This window comes from Paraflavitalea sp., assembly GCF_059502485.1.
This window is the reverse complement of record NZ_JCACET010000004.1, coordinates 300,356-317,904: the sequence shown is the minus strand read 5'-3', so window position 1 is coordinate 317,904 and position 17,549 is coordinate 300,356. Positions and strand designations below refer to the sequence as shown.

The following is a 17,549-nucleotide window of genomic DNA, read 5'->3' as shown; positions in this document are numbered from 1 at the left end:
AGCAGGTATTAGGCAGGTAGGGGGCGTCTGTAGGGCAGACCAGGATCAAAGTCTCTATAAGGTCTCTATAATGTCTCTGAAAGGTCTCTGTAACGTCTCTATAAACCCATCGGTACATGAAGTGGGGTAAGGGCAAAAAAAAGGCCCGGATAGACATCCAGACCATTTATAATCCAATATCCTATGAAAAACCATTTAACATATGTCAAATGGTATACCAATTCTGTTTTAAGGCAAAATACCCAGTTCCCACAGATTGAACACCTGGTTTTGCGGACTTAGTTCCGCATTTATCTGGTTCGTTCATCTAAAATATGGGCATTGGGATACCCGAAGGAACACATTATTCCTTTTGTTTATTTCGCAAGCTCAACTCTTGCAGCCTTACCAGTAAACTCAATAACAGCGGATGCAAATTTGCCGCCTGCCAGGCTGATTGGTTTGCTGTCCTTTGCTGCCACTGCCGGTTTGCCATTTACTGTTATGGTAGAAATGCCGGCCGTGGTTGGTATCAACAGGTTGAACTTTCTTACCTGCTTGCGCTTGTAGGCTGCTTCGTTGTTTGTCTTGATATCGATGGCAATGGTAGCTCCCTGGGGCGTAGCTGTAAAAGTTATGAGTTCGTAGTCGGCTTTTTCCAGTGTCCTTGTGCTGGCCCCATCGTCATCATAGAAAACGTAGGAAGAAGGAATCTCTGAAGGGTAATAAAGGAGGCTGATCTCTTTGGAATTATAAGTTTCTGTTGACTTGATAGAGTCTGCCTGCCACAAGGGAATAAAACCACCAGCTCTAGCAAATAAAGGAATACGGTTGATATCGACCGGCTGGCTCAGCCATTGTTTACCGTTGAGCAGGGTGTTGTCATAAAAGTTGTACCATTTGCCTTCCGGTAAATATACTTGCCGGGTGGTGGCGCCCTGGGTGGTGATGGGAACTACCATCAGGTTATCTCCCCAGAGGTATTGTTCGTCGGCTTTGAAGGCTTCAGGATCGACGAAGTTGTAATAATATAAGGGGCGCATCAATGGCTTGCCCAATACTGCCTGGTCATAGGCCAGGGTATAATTATAAGGCAGGAGTTGATAACGCAAGTTGATATAATTGCGAACAATGGCTTTGGTAGGTGCATCCCACAATGCAGGCTCTGAAGGAATATTCTTAATCGTTTTATCATAATCTTCCAGCGCCGTGCCGTGTGGGCGGAAGATCGGTGTAAATGCTGCAAACTGCAACCAACGGGTGTATAGTTCTGCATCGGCCTGATCGGCTGTGGCGAAACCGCCGGCATCTGCATGTACGAATGGCAGACCACTGGCGCTCATGCCCAGCAGTACCGGGAACTGTGATTTAAGGCCGCTCCAGCTGCGTGCAACATCACCCGTCCAGGGAAAAACACTGTAGCGCTGACTACCTGCAAAGCCGGCTCTGTTGAGGTGAAATAAACGGTCGGCCGAATTATCATCTCTGTATTTCTCAAACAACATCTTGCTCCAATAGTGGCCATAAATGTTGTGTACTTCATCGGCATTCATCGGCCGGTTCACGCCGTAATCCTTCAGGTTGTGTACTACTTCCGCAGGATGTTTTTCTGGTTCGCCAAGATCAGACCACCAGCCAGCAACGCCGTTGGATATCTGCTTTTTATAATACTTCCAGAACCAATCCTGGGCTGGCTTGCGGAAAATATCCACCAGGCCGCCATTACCAAAGTACAGATCGGTAAAGTTGTAGGGTTTATTGGCTGCATCTGTGGCCAGGAATGGTGTAGCCTCCGCATAAGTTTTAGCAGTGCGGAGAATAAATGGCTCGGTGATCAATACCGACTTCAGGTTATCTTTTGTACGGAAGTTTTCGATCATGAGTTTGGGATTGGGCCACTTGGTTGTATTCACCCAATCGAGATTGCCCAGGGTTCCTTTGATGTCATCTCCAAACCAAAACAGGTCAAAGATCAATCCATCCATAGGAAACTTATCATCGCGCATCTTCTTTACTACTTGCTGCACCTGTTCCTGGCTGCGGTAACCAAACCGTGATACAAAGTTGCCCAGTGCCCAACGTGGAGGCAAGGGTTGACGCCCCGTGATGGCCGTATAGTTCTTTAGCATCTCATCCATGTTTCTGCCAAAAACAACGTAGAATGTAAGTTCTCCGCTCATGAAGCCTGCCTCCAACACGTTCTTATCTGTAAGGCCGATATCAAAATAGCCTTTGGAAGGGTTGTCGAAAAACAATGCATATCCGCTGGAAGAAAGCAGTACAGGCACTGAGAAGTTGAGGTTGTCGGCGCCCAGGCCATAACCGTATGCTGCCGTGTTGTAAAGATTGAACCGATAGCCGCGGCGGTCCATCGGGATGGCGCGTTCTCCGCCGCCGAAGAACTTTTCCTGGTCGCTCAGCTGAAAGCGGAAGCCATTGTTATCGCCTTGTGTAAAGAATGAAGCGGATTTTACTTTTACTTCTTTACCGGATTTGAAATAGAGTTTATCGCGTTGTATTACGACGCTCGTATTGTTTTCCCACTCTATTGCTTGTGAAGTGGTGACTGTTATTTTGGTAGTGATTGCCTGTGGTTTGGTGACCACGGCATCCGATACCTGCTCTCCACGGGTATATCCCGTGGGTCGATAAGTGGTTTTAATAACCGGCACTGTAAATGGCTGAAAGGTCCATTCACCTTCTTTGGTCGTGTATACGATCTCATCTGCTTTACCAGTGAAGGGATCTTTCCCAACTGTATTGACAGCAACTTTTTGCGCGTGGGCAAGCGTAACGAGGAACAGGAGTACCAGGGTCACAGTGGTTTTCTGCATGGTTTGCATTTGGCGTCAATTTATAAAAACAAAGGGTGCCGTCAAAAAAATTGACGGCACCCTTTTGTTAAAGTCAGTGAATGTGATTAAGGCTTATCGAATATTTTAGTATCTATTTCTTTGTTGACTTCTACTTTTTTAACGGTTACATTGAGCGTCATGCCCTGGGGCAGTTCAATGGAAGAAGTATATGGTGTCACAAAACCATAATCTGTTTTCTTGTAATCAGAGAAGGTAACACCTTGCTCCATTTCCTGGCCACCAGCGTTTATTTTTGAAACTGTCTTTATAAGATAGTATGTAGTGGGGTCGATATAATAGGTAAGGTTACCGCCTTCTTTGGTAGTTACTTTCAATTTCCAGGCTTTTACTCCGTTCACATCTTCCTGACCAGCCAATTCTACTTTATTGCCTTTGGTGGCATAGTCGAGTAAAGCGCCACCGGGATACAGTTGGGATTTACCCAGCTTGGCCTGCTCTTCGGGCATGGGTTCGGCAGTTACCTGACCCGCCATAGGGTTGATGCTCCAACCACCTTTATCGGCTGTTATGCAGTTTACGATCTTCTGGCCACCAAAATCGATCTCGCTGAGGGAGCCCTTGCCATACAACACCGTGGTGGTGCTGGTAGCCTGGTTGCCCATCACTTCCATATCGGCTTCAATGCGGAGGGATTTCATGGCGTTGATCTTGTCTTTGCCGCCAATGGCTTCAATGTGTTTATTAACGATCTCGTCGACTGTTTGAGCTTGCACCGCAAAGCTTGCAGATAAGGTTGCCAAGGCCACTACTGATACACGCAGTAATTTCATGATATTTATTTTTAATTTGATAATAATGGGATAACGAAATGGTGAACAAAGGGTCGCCAGAACAAGATAGACGGCAGTTACCGTCGTCCACGTTGCAATGTTAGACGTAAAATGGCTGATAATATTACAAAGGGTCATAAATATTATGACTGGTCCTCACGGTGGGGACTCTTTGGGACAAGGCTGTTGAATTTCACAGGAATGCAATAGTGAATGACTGGTTTCCGAGGCTAAATGGCACTATATTTACCAATACAAAACAGCTTTATTTTCCATGGCGAGTTTTTCAATTACCGGCTTTCTGGCCGATGTGTGGCAAAAAAAGATCTACCCGGCAACGATCACTGTGGACCAGGGTATTATTCAATCGATCCAACCGGTGACGGCTGGCGCCCCTGTAAGTGAGCAATACATACTGCCTGGCTTTATCGATAGTCATGTTCATATCGAGAGTTCAATGCTGGTGCCGGCCGAGTTTGCCCGGCTGGCGGTGGTGCATGGCACCGTGGCTACAGTGAGTGACCCGCATGAAATTGCCAATGTGTGTGGCCTGGAGGGGGTGGAATATATGATCGCCAATGGCAAAACAACTCCTTTCAAGTTCTTCTTCGGGGCTCCCAGTTGTGTGCCGGCCACAACGTTTGAAACTGCCGGTGCGACATTGGATGTACAGCAGGTAGAAGCTTTATTGCAAAAAGACGAGGTAAAGTATCTCAGTGAGATGATGAACTTTCCCGGCGTGTTGTTCAAAGACCCTGAAGTGATGCAAAAGATAGCTGCTGCCCAACGCGTGGGTAAACCCATTGACGGGCATGCTCCCGGTTTGCGCGGTGATCAGGCCAAACAATATATTGAGGCTGGCATGTCGACCGATCATGAATGTTTTACTGCAGATGAGGCGTTGGACAAGTTGCAATATGGCATGAAAATATTGATACGTGAAGGCAGTGCCGCCAAGAACTTCGAAGCACTGATCGGGTTACTACATGATCATCCGGACAGTATTATGTTTTGCAGCGACGACAAACATCCCGACAGTCTCGTAGATGGTCATATCGATCAGTTATGTGCAAGGGCTGTTGCCAAAGGCATCGACTTGTTTAATGTATTGCAGGCTGCCTGTGTAAATCCCGTATTGCATTATCAATTGCCTGTAGGCTTGTTAAGAGTGGGTGACCCTGCCGATTTTATCGTGGTAAAGGATATGGAGCAGTTTACTGTTAAGGCTACTTATATCAACGGACAAAAAGTGAGTCATGACTGGCCCAGTAATCATGCTAAACAAAAACCGATCAACAACTTCAATTGCCTGCCGGTAAAACCGGAAGATCTTATCGTGCCTTATATAGATAAGGAAACAGTGCCTGTGATCGAAGCATTAGATGGTCAACTAATCACCAATCGCATCGATGTGCCCGCAAGCTGGTTATTGAACGAATCCAATCAACAACTTGTCAGTAATCCTGGCAAGGATATATTGAAGATGGTGGTGGTTAATCGCTATCATCCGGCAAAGCCTTCGATGGCTTTTATAAAAAACTTTGGACTCAGGGCCGGTGCATTGGCCTCTTCCGTAGCCCACGATTCTCACAACATCGTGGCTGTAGGTACAGATGATGAAAGTTTAAGCCACGCCATCAACCTTGTAATAGCGCAAAAGGGTGGTGTAAGTTGTTATAGTGGCGGACACCACAAACAGGAAATGGTCGTTGCTTTACCTGTTGCCGGATTGATGAGTGATGAAGATGGATATGATGTGGCCGATGCTTATACTGCCATCGATACCATGGCCAAGTCGCTGGGCTCTGGTTTATCGGCACCTTTCATGACGCTTTCCTTTATGGCACTGCTTGTAATTCCTCATTTAAAGCTGAGTGATCTTGGACTTTTTGACGGCGATCAATTCAAATTTGTCTAAGACCCCAGGGTCCTTTTTTCTTTTGCTATAGTGATTTTTCTATGCGTACCTATTTAAGTAGTTGTACGCAATTTTTAAAACAAGATTGGTAGACTAATCGCATAAAATGAGCAGCGATGCGGATTGTCTTCATTTCTCCTATTTGTGTGCGCATCACGCAACTGGGTATTTTCAACATTTATCTCCGGGTGTATTCAACATGTTAGCTTAAGAAAATCACCTACGACATTAAAATCCCTTTTATTGACATTTGTTATACTCATTCTTTTTATATCTTTAGTAACAGTTACGGCTATCTATAGTATCACCCTACCATTTTCCAATACAATACCTCTGAATTATTGACCTGGCGTATCCTACCCTTGCCAATTAATGCCTGTTTGTGAAACCCCGACTAAACCCGAGCAACTATATGTCTTTTAATCATCATTCTCCTGGTGATCCCGGAACCGCCACCCTGATAGAATCGCCCCTTGTACTCTTTGCCCATGCGGTTCATCCGCTAAGCCCAGATGCAAGAGCTTATGCTAACAGAAAGAGTTTTTCATATCGCGTAAAAAAAGGAGAGTTCCTGGTAAGATCAGGTGAGCTTTGTCCTTATGTGTACTTTATTCAAAAGGGCATATTGCGTGGTTATGTTCAGGATGGCAAAAAGGAGATCACTACCTGGATCACATCTGAGAATGAGCTGGCTACTTCCATCACCAGTTTTCATGCGCAACAAAAGGCTTTCGAGAACATACAGGCCATAGAAGACAGTGAACTGATCGGCCTCCATTATGACGACCTTCAACATCTCTACAATAATTACCCGGAAGTAAATATTACAGGCAGGAAGCTGCTGGAGAAATATTACCGGGATGCCGAAGAACGGGCTTACATTGCCCGCCTTACCGAGGCTACTTCAAAATATCAACGTTTTATTGCTACCAAGAGTTTTATGCTGAACCGCGTGCCCCTGAAGTTCATCGCTTCTTACCTGGGTATGACACTGGAAACACTGAGCCGCATCAGGAGTAAGTTGTCTCACGCGAAATAACAAGTCGGTTTCCCCGAGAAAAAGCCTGCTTTTACCGGTAAATTGGCCTTAATGACGGTCGGGCTATTGTATTGCCTGTACTGTAACCATAGTTTTGTGTAAAATAACAGGTTATGCAAAACCAGGAGTTACAGGAGCAGCAAACAGGGAAGAAATTCCGTCGCCGTAGAAAGAACAATGTCATCGCCGGTTTATTCCTGCTGCTCGCAGCCACCGTGATCATGATACGCCAGGTAGAACCCAGCCTCATTCCCGGCTGGTTGTTCAGCTGGCCTATGATCCTCATTATAGTAGGTTTTTTTGTAGGCATCTTAACGAGGTTCCGCGACTTTGCCTGGCTGATATTGATGGGCATCGGCGCTTTCTTCCTCGCTGACCGGGCCTTTACTGATTTTGATGCCGGCCGCTTTATCATACCGGTAGCGGTTGCCGGCGTTGGACTTATTTTAATTTTTGCCTCCGGCAAAAAAAAACACCGTGATAAAAACGAGGACGGAGGCTTATACTACAAGGTAACTGTAGGCGTAACTGACGAGCCGAACATCGAAGAAAACACGGATAAATATTCGCCTGATGGAATTGATGCGGTCTCTATTTTCGGCAATGTGAAAAAGGTGATCTACTCCAAAAACTTCCAGGGGGGCGAGGTCGTATCGATCTTCGGTGGTGCAGAAATAAACCTCACCCAGGCCGATTTTAAAAGTCCCATCATTTTAGAGCTTGTACAGATATTCAGCGGCGCCAAGCTGATCGTGCCTCCAAATTGGACAATACGTTCAGAAGCTGTTGCCATATTTGGTGGCATTGAAGACAAACGACCACCGCAAGCCCATGTTAATACAGACAAGGTGTTGATCCTACAGGGTACTGCTCTTTTTGCAGGCATCGAGATCAGAAGTTATTAAGCTCCTTATTCCTGAATTTTTCAAACCCATTAAGCTATGAGTTGGTTCCTGTCTAAAATTGTTTACCAGATCATTTGCGGGGAAGGCAATCATACTCCCCAGTTCGACGAACAGTTGCGGCTCATCGAAGCCGATGATGAGACTACTGCGTTTGCAAAGGCACAAACTATTGGTGAGCTGGAACAGGAAATGTTTTTCAACCAACAACAGAAGCTGGTTCAATGGAAGTTTATCAATGTAAGTGAGTTGTATAAAATATCTGCGCTGATAGATGGTGCGGAGCTTTACTCGAGGGTGCAGGAATCGGACAATGCCGGATTGTATATCGAGCTGGTGCATAAAAAGGCGGCACACATCCGATCGAATATTACGCACCGGTTCCTTGAATTATTTTAGGACACGAATTTCACGAATCAGGCGAATTACACGAATTGTACGAAACTAACTGCTTCACTAATTAAATATAAACTGCGTGGCCACATCGCCATTAGGTACATATAAAACCAAACTGATCTTTACCGGCTGCTGGCTGGTATGGTCGATCGTGCAGGTAGCCATCCTGCAAAACTGGGAATTGTCGTGGAAGGTGGCTATCATAGACGCAGTTGTATCCAACGCATTGCTGGCAGCGGCCTGCGTGCTGGTGAGTAATAATATGCGTTACTACCGTCCCCGCAAAGGCAGGTATATTTATCTGCTGGTTCTTTGTGCCGCCATCAGTGGCTTATGGGCATGGGTGGTAAAATATCTATCGAATGAATTGTTGGGTGAAAACGAAGGTTACCTTCCTTTTCTACAAGTGTCCATGCCCATCCGTTTTACGATAGCGCTACTGGCAACCGGTTGTATGGCACTCATCAGCGAATTATGGTATGCACAGGAGGATCAAAAGGAAACTGAACAAAGGAATGTAGCTGCTTCACAACTGGCCAAAGATGCAGAGTTGTATAAATTGAGGCAGCAGCTGCAACCTCACTTTTTATTCAATAGCCTCAACTCTATCAGTGCGCTGGTGGTTAGCCGGCCGGAACAAGCGCGAAAAATGATACAGCAGTTATCCGATTTCTTACGCGGCACTCTGAAGAGAGAGGAGAACCAATGGATAACATTGGAAGAGGAGCTACAACACCTGGAACTGTATCTTGAGATCGAGAAAGTACGGTTTGGCCATCGCCTCCATACCCTACTTGAACATGATGCAGCCGCCTCTACACATCGTATCCCTCACATGTTGTTGCAACCCGTCGTAGAAAATGCCATTAAATTCGGATTGTACGATACAACAGAGCAAGTTACCATCAGCATATCAACAACTGTAACACCAGAGTTTCTGCAGGTCATTGTTAAAAATCCATTTGACCCTACCACTTCCTCCCCCAAACAGGGAACAGGTTTCGGTCTGAATTCTGTTCAACGACGGTTATACCTGTTGTTTGCCCGCAATGACCTCCTGACTACGGCAGCGGAAGGCAATTTATTTACCACTATTGTAAAAATACCGCATATATGATCAAGGCTCTAATCATAGATGATGAACCTTTGGCTCGGGCCATTATTCTTGAATATTTGCAGACGCACCCGGAAATTACCGTTGTGCAGGAATGCAATGATGGCTTCGAAGGGGTCAAGGCTATACAACAGCATCAGCCGCAGTTAGTATTTCTCGACATACAGATGCCAAAGATCAATGGTTTTGAAATGCTGGAGCTTGTGGACCAGCCCCCAGCCATCATATTTACTACAGCTTTCGATGAATATGCCATCAAGGCTTTTGAAAGTCATGCTGTCGATTACCTGCTGAAGCCTTTCAGCCAGGAAAGACTCGATAAGGCTATTCAAAAGTGGATGGACCAACGGCAACCTGTAACGCCCTCTGCCCCCTTACTGGAAACAGCTGCTTTATCTCCGCAGCAAAGTCATCGGATCGTTGTAAAAACGGGTGGCAGGATCAGGATCATCCCCATTGAAGACATCGATTATCTCGAAGCGGCCGATGATTACGTAAAGATCCATACCGCTGACGGTACCTTCCTCAAGAATAAAACGATGGGACATTTTGAAAATGTGCTGGACGCTGCCCAGTTTGTCCGTACGCACCGGTCTTATATCGTGAATGTGCAACGCATCACCCGCCTCGATGCTCACGAAAAAGAGAGCTGGCTGGCGCTGTTGACCACCGGCGCCCGGGTGCCCGTGAGCAAGGCCGGCTACACCAAACTGAAAGGTGTGCTGGGTATTTGATAACCGTATCCGGTAACGGTAAACGGGTAATCCCTGCGGCAATCTACCTATAGATTTATTGTGTATATTACGCATGCCCGCATTGCACAGGAGTAGTGTTTTGGCAATTCCTGGCAACCTGCAAATCACATTACATGACCAAACCTTTATCAGATCAGGATATTATTGCGCTGTTCAAGCGTGGGGAGCATGCGGCCTTCGACCATCTTTTCAAATTACATTACAGGGCATTGGTGTATTACGGCAGCCAGTTGGTAGCCGATGAGCAGGAGGCAGAGGACATCGTGGTAGAAACTTTTGTAAAGCTCCTGCGCAAACGTTCCGACTTTGATAATCTGCCAGATATCAAGGCTTTCCTATTTACTTCTGTAAGAAACGCCTGTTATGACTACCTAAGGTATACACAACGCCACGAAATATCTCACCAGGAATTAATTTACCTCACAGGCAAAGAAGAGACAATAGACGACGTAGAGATGATCAAGGCCAAAGTTTTACAGGAAATCTATAACGAAATAGAGAATCTGCCTACTCAATGTCAGAAGGTCTTTAAATATGTTTTCTTTCATGGCCTCACCACCGAGCAGATAGCCGCCGAGATGAATATTAGTCCGCAAACGGTATTGAACCAAAAAACCCGCGCCTTAAACCAGCTGCGTTCCTCTCTGCTGAAGAAAAACCTGTTACCTTCCACCATCAGCCTCTATTATTTTGCTGTCATACTGCAACAGTTAGGCGCAACGGTATAACCCCGCCCAACAATCTAACATACAGATATCCTGTCAGTTATGTATTCACAACGGACAATTCCCATCTTTTTTAAAAAAACTTCCTAATTCGTTTGGTTAAAACAGCCATCTCAACGTGGTATAGTAAGTAATTGTCCATTTGGTGCTTGTAAACACCTCTCAAGAAAGGAATCATGCAATACAAAACAGACGAACTGATATTAAAGTATTTGTCCGGCAAGCTAACGGAAGAAGAGCAGCTATACCTGGACGAATGGAAATCCCAACCCGTCAACCGTCAATTGCTCGATCAATTAAGCAATGGAGATTGGGTAAAGCAAGAACTCCGGAAGATGCATCAGATCAGAGAGGACAAAGCATATAGCAAACTAAGCCAAATATACGCACAACAAGATGCGCCTATCCAGATCGGCCGTGCGCGGAACACCCGAGCATGGTATTGGGCTGCAGCCACGCTGCTGCTGGTGGCTGCAGGTACCTTGTTCCTACTCAGCCGCAAGGATAAGGGTGCTCTGCCGGGCATCGCCGCCATCGAAGAACGTTTTAAAAATGATGTAGAGCCCGGTAGTAACAAGGCTACGCTGACATTGGCCAATGGCAACAAAATTGCCCTGGATAACACCACCAATGGCCAGCTTGCCCAAGAAGGCAATATAGCCATCCTCAACTCAAATAATGGCCAGGTAACCTATCAGAAAAAAGCAGGGAATACAGAAGCTGGTGTCGAGATCCACAACATGGTTTATAACACTATCACTACGCCACAGGGAGGCCAATACATGGTAGTATTGCCCGATGGCAGCAAGGCGTGGCTCAACTCTGCTTCTTCACTTCGGTTTCCGACTGCCTTTACTGAAAAGGAACGGGTAGTGGAACTTACCGGCGAAGGTTACTTTGAGGTGGCCGCTTCCTACCGGAAAAAAGATAAAAGCAAAACGCCCTTCATCCTAAAAGCAGGTACTGTAGCCGTGGAGGTATTGGGTACTCATTTCAATGTAAATGCCTATACCGATGAAGAGGATATTACAACCACCTTGCTGGAAGGAGCCGTGCAAGTAACTGGTCCCCAGGATGGCGGTTTATTAAAGCCCGGAGAACAGGCGCAAGTGAATAAAGAGGGAATATTGAAGAAAACAAAACCCGACCTGGAGCCTGTCATGGCATGGCGCAACGGTCTGTTTTCATTTAAAAATGCTTCGATAGCCTCCATCATGCGCCAAGCCCAACGCTGGTACGGGATCGAAGTTGTTTATGAAAGTAAGGTAAATAAAGACCAGGCATTAAACGGAGACATTCCCAGAAATGTGGCTTTATCTAAGTTCTTAAAAATATTGGAGGCTACCGGGTCAGTTCATTTCCAGATCGTTGGGAAAAGAGTGACCGTGATGCCTTAAGTACTAATTAGTTATTTCAAAGAGATTGGTCTTGCCCCACAGTGTACCAAGACCGGAAGTAAGTTCTTTTTTTTCAGGGAATACAATTACCAGAATGTGGGTGGTACGAATACAAATTCTTCTTAGTATTGCAACCACGAGGGGAGATCCTACTATGCTCTCTAAAAACACTGGGGTGTCCTTCGTTCTCGTTTCGCTGTCCGGTTGTGGAGCCGGTTGAGACGAAGGACACCCTTTCTCAAGTAAAGAACCTGTTATAATCCAACTGGCTGCTATGAAATATACCGGCATACTCATCACGCTTCTTTTCGTGCTGTTGTGCTTTCACTTGCATGCCCGGCAAGCCGAGCCAGCCAATATTACTTTGCGTGTTAAGAATGCTTCTGTGGAACAGGTTTTCAAAGAAATAAAAAAACAAAGCGGTTATGGTTTCGTATATCCATCCGGCATACTTGCCCAGATGCACAAGGTTACTTTCACCACTATGAAAGCCAGCCTCAGGTTCGTACTGGACCAGCTATTCAAAGACCAGCCATTTACTTACACTATTATCGACAAAGTAGTTGTCATTAAAAGCAGGGGTAATGATCCCGGTCAAACAGACCAACCAATAACAGGCAATATACTCACTCAGGTAAGGGGTAAAATAACCAATGAAAAAGAAGAACCTCTCCAAGGGGTTACTGTAGCAGTAAAAGGTACTGACCAAGTTACCTACACCAATGCTACTGGTCATTTCAGCCTCAACAATATACCCCGGGGAGTAACGCTGCATGTTTCGAGCGTGAACATGGAAACTTATGAATTGAAAATAAACAGCCAGACCGAGTTCGCCATACGCATGAAGGAAAAGGTGCGTGAACTGGCAGATGTGACGGTGATGGTAAATACCGGCTATGAAAGGATACCTAAAGAACGGGCAACAGGCAGCTTTGAATTTATATCCAATGAAGAGCTGGAGCGGAGAGCCGGTACCGATATCCTAAGCAGGCTGGAGGGTGTGGCAACCGGCATCATATTCGACAGAAGAAGAATGGCGTCCAATCAAACAACCATACCCATCAATAATGTTACGATCAGGGGACTAAGTACGTTGACGGAGACCATGAAAAGACCGCTGATCGTTCTTAATAACTTTCCTTACGAAGGCGACATCAATAATATTAACCCCAATGATATCGAGAACATCACTATTCTGAAGGATGCCGCAGCAGCATCGATCTGGGGCGCCCGCGCTGCCAACGGAGTGATCGTGATCAATACAAAAAAAGCAAGATTCGATCAAACCACCTCACTCTCTTTTAATGGCAACGTAACAATAGGAGAAAAACCCGACCTGTTCCGCTACCCTTCTATGGCTATTGCCGACGTAATAGAGAACGAAACTTTCCTATTCAGCAAAGGGTTTTACAATGCACTTATCAGCAATACCACCGTATATCCAGCGCTCACGCCGGTAGTAGAGTTACTTGCCAACAGAAGAGCAGGCAAGATCACAGCCGCGGATTCAGCCAGGATGATCAATGCCTTGTTGGCGCACGATGTCAAAAAAGATTTCTCGGCATATATCTACCGGCCATCTGTCGCGCACCAATATTCGGTAAGCCTCTCCGGTGGTTCCAACCTCGTTAAATATATGGCGTCGATGGGATACGACAAGAACCTGTATAACCTTGAAGGCAATAATTATCAGCGTATCAACTTCCGGACTGATATTACTGCAAAACCTATTCAACAGCTTGATCTCAATATCTCTATTTTGTATACAGACATAAACAGTGCCGCCAACTCATTAGGTGATTTTGGATCTTCCACTTATGACATAAGACCGGGGCGGGCTCTCTATCCTTATGCTCAATTGGCAGACGCACAAGGTAACGCATTTGCAACGCCTAAAGATTACCGGATAGGATATGTGGATACAGCCGGAGGAGGACAATTGCTTGACTGGCATTATAAAATACTGGAAGAGATCAGCAATACGACAAACAAGACAAGCAACCAGGATATATTATTGGGGGTAAACGCAGGATACACAATCAATGATCTTATATCTGTGACCGGAAGTTATCAATTTGAGCATACCAATATAAAGGGTAGCAAATTGATGAATCAACACACCTACTATACCCGGAATTTAATCAACTTATATACAGAAATATATCCCGACAGAGTAGTAAATAATATACCATTGGGCGGCATTCTTGATGAATACAGCGGTCAACTCCGATCACATGCAGGGCGCTTGCAGATAAACGTGCATAAAACCTGGAATACCAAACACGAGTTGGTATCGATATTGGGTGGGGAGATACGCACCAAAGAGCAAACGCAAAACGCAGAAAGGGTGTATGGCTACAATGCTGGTAATTTATCTACAAGCCTCGTTGATTATATTACTCACTTCCCTTTGTATGGCGGACGGGGAAGCTCCACCATACCATTCCAGGGGAATATAGCAAAAGCAACTGACCGCTTTGTTTCTGTATTCGGTAATGCCTCTTATACTTACGACAGGAAATATATTCTATCTGTGAGCGCGCGGAAAGATGCAGCCAACCTTTTTGGCGTACAAACCAATAATAAGTGGAAGCCTTTCTGGACAGCAGGCGCCGCCTGGAATATCAGCAACGAATCTTTTTTCAACAGCAAAACGATCAACACGCTTAGGATCAGAACCTCTTATGGATCTCAGGGCAACGTGAACAACCTGCTGACGCCTTATACCATACTTCAATATTCTCCTGCCGGTGAAAACCCATTGAATAGCGTTCCTTTTGCCAGTATTTTAGTGCCCGGCAATCCCGGATTAAGCTGGGAAATGATTTACCAGTTTAACGGCGGAATAGATTTCGGATTACTCAACAGCCGCATTTCAGGTTCTATCGATGTATTTGGAAAACATACCGACAACTTAATTTTGCGGGCAGAGATAAACCCAACTACCGGTATAGCCAGTGTGTTCAAGAACAGCGCCAGCATGATTGCCAAAGGCATCGATATCAGTATCAATACTGTTAATATCAAAACTGATCGCTTCCGGTTTGCTACGGAATTGGGATTAAGCTATGCTACCAATAAAGTAAAAGACTTTTTACTCGACCAGGGTGGCATGCTCGTGAACGATCTGCTTACCGGAGGCGGTGCTACTGGCATAGGTATATATCCTATCAAAGGCAAAGCACCTTATTCCATATTCAGTCTGCCATTTGCCGGTCTCAATGGAACTACGGGAGACCCTCAAGGCTACCTGGGAAAGACTATTACAACTGATTACCGGGCCATCTTCAACCAGCGCGCCGATACAGCCACGCTACAATATAATGGCTCGGCCATACCTACCGTATTTGGCTTTTTTAATAATACCTTTCAATACAAAGGGATATCCGTCCTTGTCAATATCAATTATCGCCTGGGGTACTATTTCAGGAAAAGCACCATCGACTATTACCGGCTAAATAATTCAGGTATCACTCATAGTGATTTTTCCAGGCGATGGCAGCATCCCGGTGATGAAGCTCATACAACCATTCCTTCCAGGGTTTATCCTGTAAGTAATAACCGCAGGGACAACTTTTATGCTTTCTCTGCTGAAAATGTGAAAAAGGGAGATCATGTCAGGTTACAATTCATCAAACTGGCTTATGAATTTAAGCCAGCCCACAAAAAGGCCTTACTCAGGAGTGCCCAGGTTTATGTGATCGCTAATAATCTCGGCATTCTTTGGCGGGCGAATAAAGAGAAACTGGACCCGGACTATAATCCGGCTACTTCTTTTTTTCCACCGCCTAAGAGTATAACAGTGGGTGTAAAAATGGTCTTATAAGCTGCCAACATGAAAAGAACCATCTTATTATATCTTGTTGTGGTTTTCCTCGGAACTTCCTGCCAGAAGTTCCTTGAAAAAAAATCTGATCAGAGCCTGACAACGCCCCAAACGCTTGCCGACCTTCAGGCATTGGCAGATAACCCCAGTCTCAGCCTCAGTACAAGAGTTATCAATAACCTGACCGACGAGTACTATATATCTTACGACTACTGGCAGGCCATCGAAGAGCAAGACCGGGACAGTTATGTATGGGCTGCTGATCTTAATAATTACGAAGATTGGATCAACATGTACAATCATGTACTTTATTGCAACACTATTCTCGATCATATAGACAAAGTAGATGATGCTACCAATATCAACGTAGCGAATCCGATCAAAGGAAGTGCACTGTTTTTGCGATCCTTTTATTTTTACAAAGTAGCTGAATTATATGCTCCGCCATTTGACGCTGCGACCAATAAAACAGACTGGGGAATACCGCTCAGGCTCGATGCAGACTTCAACGTACCAGCCAACCGGGCAACCATTGAAGCTACCTATCAACAGATGATCAACGACCTGCAAACTGCTGCCGACCTGTTGAAAAACAATAAACCCACTTCTCAGCTCAATAAAACAAGACCAACCATAACTGCCTGTTATGGAATGCTGGCCAGGATATACCTGCAAATGGGCAATTTTGAGAAGGCATTGGAATATGCAAATCTGTGTTTAGAAACATATGATAAGCTGCTGGATTATAATGACGCTTCACAGGTTGATACTACTTCCCTGACACCTATCAAAAAATTCAATCAGGAGGTAATATTTTATGCCGAAGTAAAATATGCTATTACTTCCAGTTCAGAAGCTATCATCGACAGCAGCTTATATAGATCATTTAACGATAGCGACCTGAGAAAAAAAGTTTATTTCGAACTTAATCAAGATGGAACGCCCTGGTTCAAGGGCTCCTATAATGGAAGTACCGATAATCTATTTCAGGGAATAGCCGTGGATGAGGTCTATCTTACCCAAGCGGAGGCAGCGGCAAGAACGGGAAATGCCAACCTGGCCATGACCAGCCTTAATACGCTTCTATCTAAAAGATACCGAACAGGCTCTTTTGCATCTTATGTGGGATTAAAGCCAGAAGAAATACTGTCCATCATACTCGTTGAAAGAAGGAAAGAGCTGCTATACCGGGGAACGCGGTGGTCGGACCTGAGAAGACTTAATAAGACGCCCGCATTTGCAACTACTATCAAAAGAAAACTGAACGACCAACTAATAGCGTTGCCTCCAAACGATCTGAAATATACGTTATTGATACCCATAGAAGTCATCAACAAATCATCTATGCCACAAAACAAGCGTTAAGCAATGAAATCAATTGCACTCCTCATTGCCTTTATGCTGCTTAACATCTTGCCGGGCACTGCACAATCTTCCAGCTCTTCTATAGAAAAAGAAGTATCGGTAACAGATTGGAATGCTATCGGATTGCTCTTCGTTCCTGAATTCTTTGAACAGAACAGGGACACACTGGTTCGACAAATCGGGGAACGGGAATTTGAAAAAGTACTAAAGTTTGGCAACATATTAGGTTGGCCGCGATCAATGCAATACAAACCAGGACAGCAAAAAGATACAACTGCTCAGCAAGACTATTTTGAAAGGCTCAGCAGGTTGAAAATGTATAAAGTGGCAAGCTGGCAACAATACTACAACAACCAGAAAACATTCAGGTATGCGTTGTTGCGGGTTCCTTATGCAGTAAACATCAACTGGGACAAAGATAGTAAGTGGGACACCGTTTACTTTATTGTTAAAGAGAACGCTCTTAAAGAAAATTGACTTGCCTATA

The 17,549-nt window shown here is 45.1% G+C and carries 13 protein-coding genes and 1 pseudogene; 12 read left to right on the top strand and 2 right to left on the bottom strand.

Annotated elements, in window-relative coordinates; translation table 11 throughout:
* Window positions 1-356: 356 nt before the first annotated feature.
* Complete coding sequence (locus AC5JBY_RS01350; protein WP_495902737.1) at window positions 357-2,813, bottom strand: TIM-barrel domain-containing protein; 2,457 nt, start codon at window positions 2,811-2,813, stop codon at window positions 357-359.
* Window positions 2,814-2,899: 86 nt separating this feature from the next.
* A complete protein-coding gene (locus AC5JBY_RS01345) occupies window positions 2,900-3,625 on the bottom strand; it encodes a hypothetical protein (RefSeq protein WP_495902736.1) in 726 nt (241 codons plus the stop codon).
* A 274-nt stretch (window positions 3,626-3,899) separates the two neighbouring features.
* On the opposite strand from AC5JBY_RS01345, the gene ade reads away from it, so the two are divergent.
* The 12 genes and pseudogenes from ade (at window position 3,900) to AC5JBY_RS01285 (ending at window position 17,539) form a co-directional block, all read left to right on the top strand.
* Entirely contained in the window at window positions 3,900-5,543 is a 1,644-nt protein-coding gene (gene ade / locus AC5JBY_RS01340) for an adenine deaminase (RefSeq protein WP_495902735.1), read from the top strand.
* A 412-nt stretch (window positions 5,544-5,955) separates the two neighbouring features.
* Window positions 5,956-6,582 carry a Crp/Fnr family transcriptional regulator gene (locus AC5JBY_RS01335; protein WP_495902734.1) on the top strand — a complete coding sequence of 209 codons (627 nt, stop codon included), beginning with the start codon at window positions 5,956-5,958 and terminating at the stop codon, window positions 6,580-6,582.
* Window positions 6,583-6,695: 113 nt separating this feature from the next.
* Complete coding sequence (locus AC5JBY_RS01330; protein ID WP_495902733.1) at window positions 6,696-7,487, top strand: LiaF transmembrane domain-containing protein; 792 nt, start codon at window positions 6,696-6,698, stop codon at window positions 7,485-7,487.
* Window positions 7,488-7,523: 36 nt separating this feature from the next.
* Window positions 7,524-7,883 carry a DUF4288 domain-containing protein gene (locus AC5JBY_RS01325; RefSeq protein WP_495902732.1) on the top strand — a complete coding sequence of 120 codons (360 nt, stop codon included), beginning with the start codon at window positions 7,524-7,526 and terminating at the stop codon, window positions 7,881-7,883.
* Window positions 7,884-7,959: 76 nt separating this feature from the next.
* Window positions 7,960-8,997, top strand: a complete 1,038-nt coding sequence (locus AC5JBY_RS01320) for a sensor histidine kinase (protein WP_495902731.1) — start codon at window positions 7,960-7,962, stop codon at window positions 8,995-8,997.
* Entirely contained in the window at window positions 8,994-9,728 is a 735-nt protein-coding gene (locus tag AC5JBY_RS01315; protein WP_495902730.1) for a LytR/AlgR family response regulator transcription factor, read from the top strand. Before AC5JBY_RS01320 ends, AC5JBY_RS01315 begins: the two co-directional genes overlap by 4 nt.
* 134 nt (window positions 9,729-9,862) lie before the next feature.
* A complete protein-coding gene (locus AC5JBY_RS01310; RefSeq protein WP_495902729.1) occupies window positions 9,863-10,477 on the top strand; it encodes an RNA polymerase sigma factor in 615 nt (204 codons plus the stop codon).
* Window positions 10,478-10,650: 173 nt separating this feature from the next.
* Entirely contained in the window at window positions 10,651-11,871 is a 1,221-nt protein-coding gene (locus tag AC5JBY_RS01305) for a FecR family protein (RefSeq protein ID WP_495902728.1), read from the top strand.
* Window positions 11,872-12,145: 274 nt separating this feature from the next.
* Window positions 12,146-15,697, top strand: a complete 3,552-nt coding sequence (locus AC5JBY_RS01300; RefSeq protein ID WP_495902727.1) for a SusC/RagA family TonB-linked outer membrane protein — start codon at window positions 12,146-12,148, stop codon at window positions 15,695-15,697.
* A 9-nt stretch (window positions 15,698-15,706) separates the two neighbouring features.
* Window positions 15,707-16,408 (top strand): annotated as a pseudogene (locus AC5JBY_RS01295) (RagB/SusD family nutrient uptake outer membrane protein); the annotation flags it as partial.
* A 288-nt stretch (window positions 16,409-16,696) separates the two neighbouring features.
* A complete protein-coding gene (locus tag AC5JBY_RS01290; protein WP_495902992.1) occupies window positions 16,697-17,062 on the top strand; it encodes a RagB/SusD family nutrient uptake outer membrane protein in 366 nt (121 codons plus the stop codon).
* A 3-nt stretch (window positions 17,063-17,065) separates the two neighbouring features.
* Window positions 17,066-17,539 carry a hypothetical protein gene (locus AC5JBY_RS01285; protein ID WP_495902726.1) on the top strand — a complete coding sequence of 158 codons (474 nt, stop codon included), beginning with the start codon at window positions 17,066-17,068 and terminating at the stop codon, window positions 17,537-17,539.
* Window positions 17,540-17,549 lie beyond the last annotated feature (10 nt).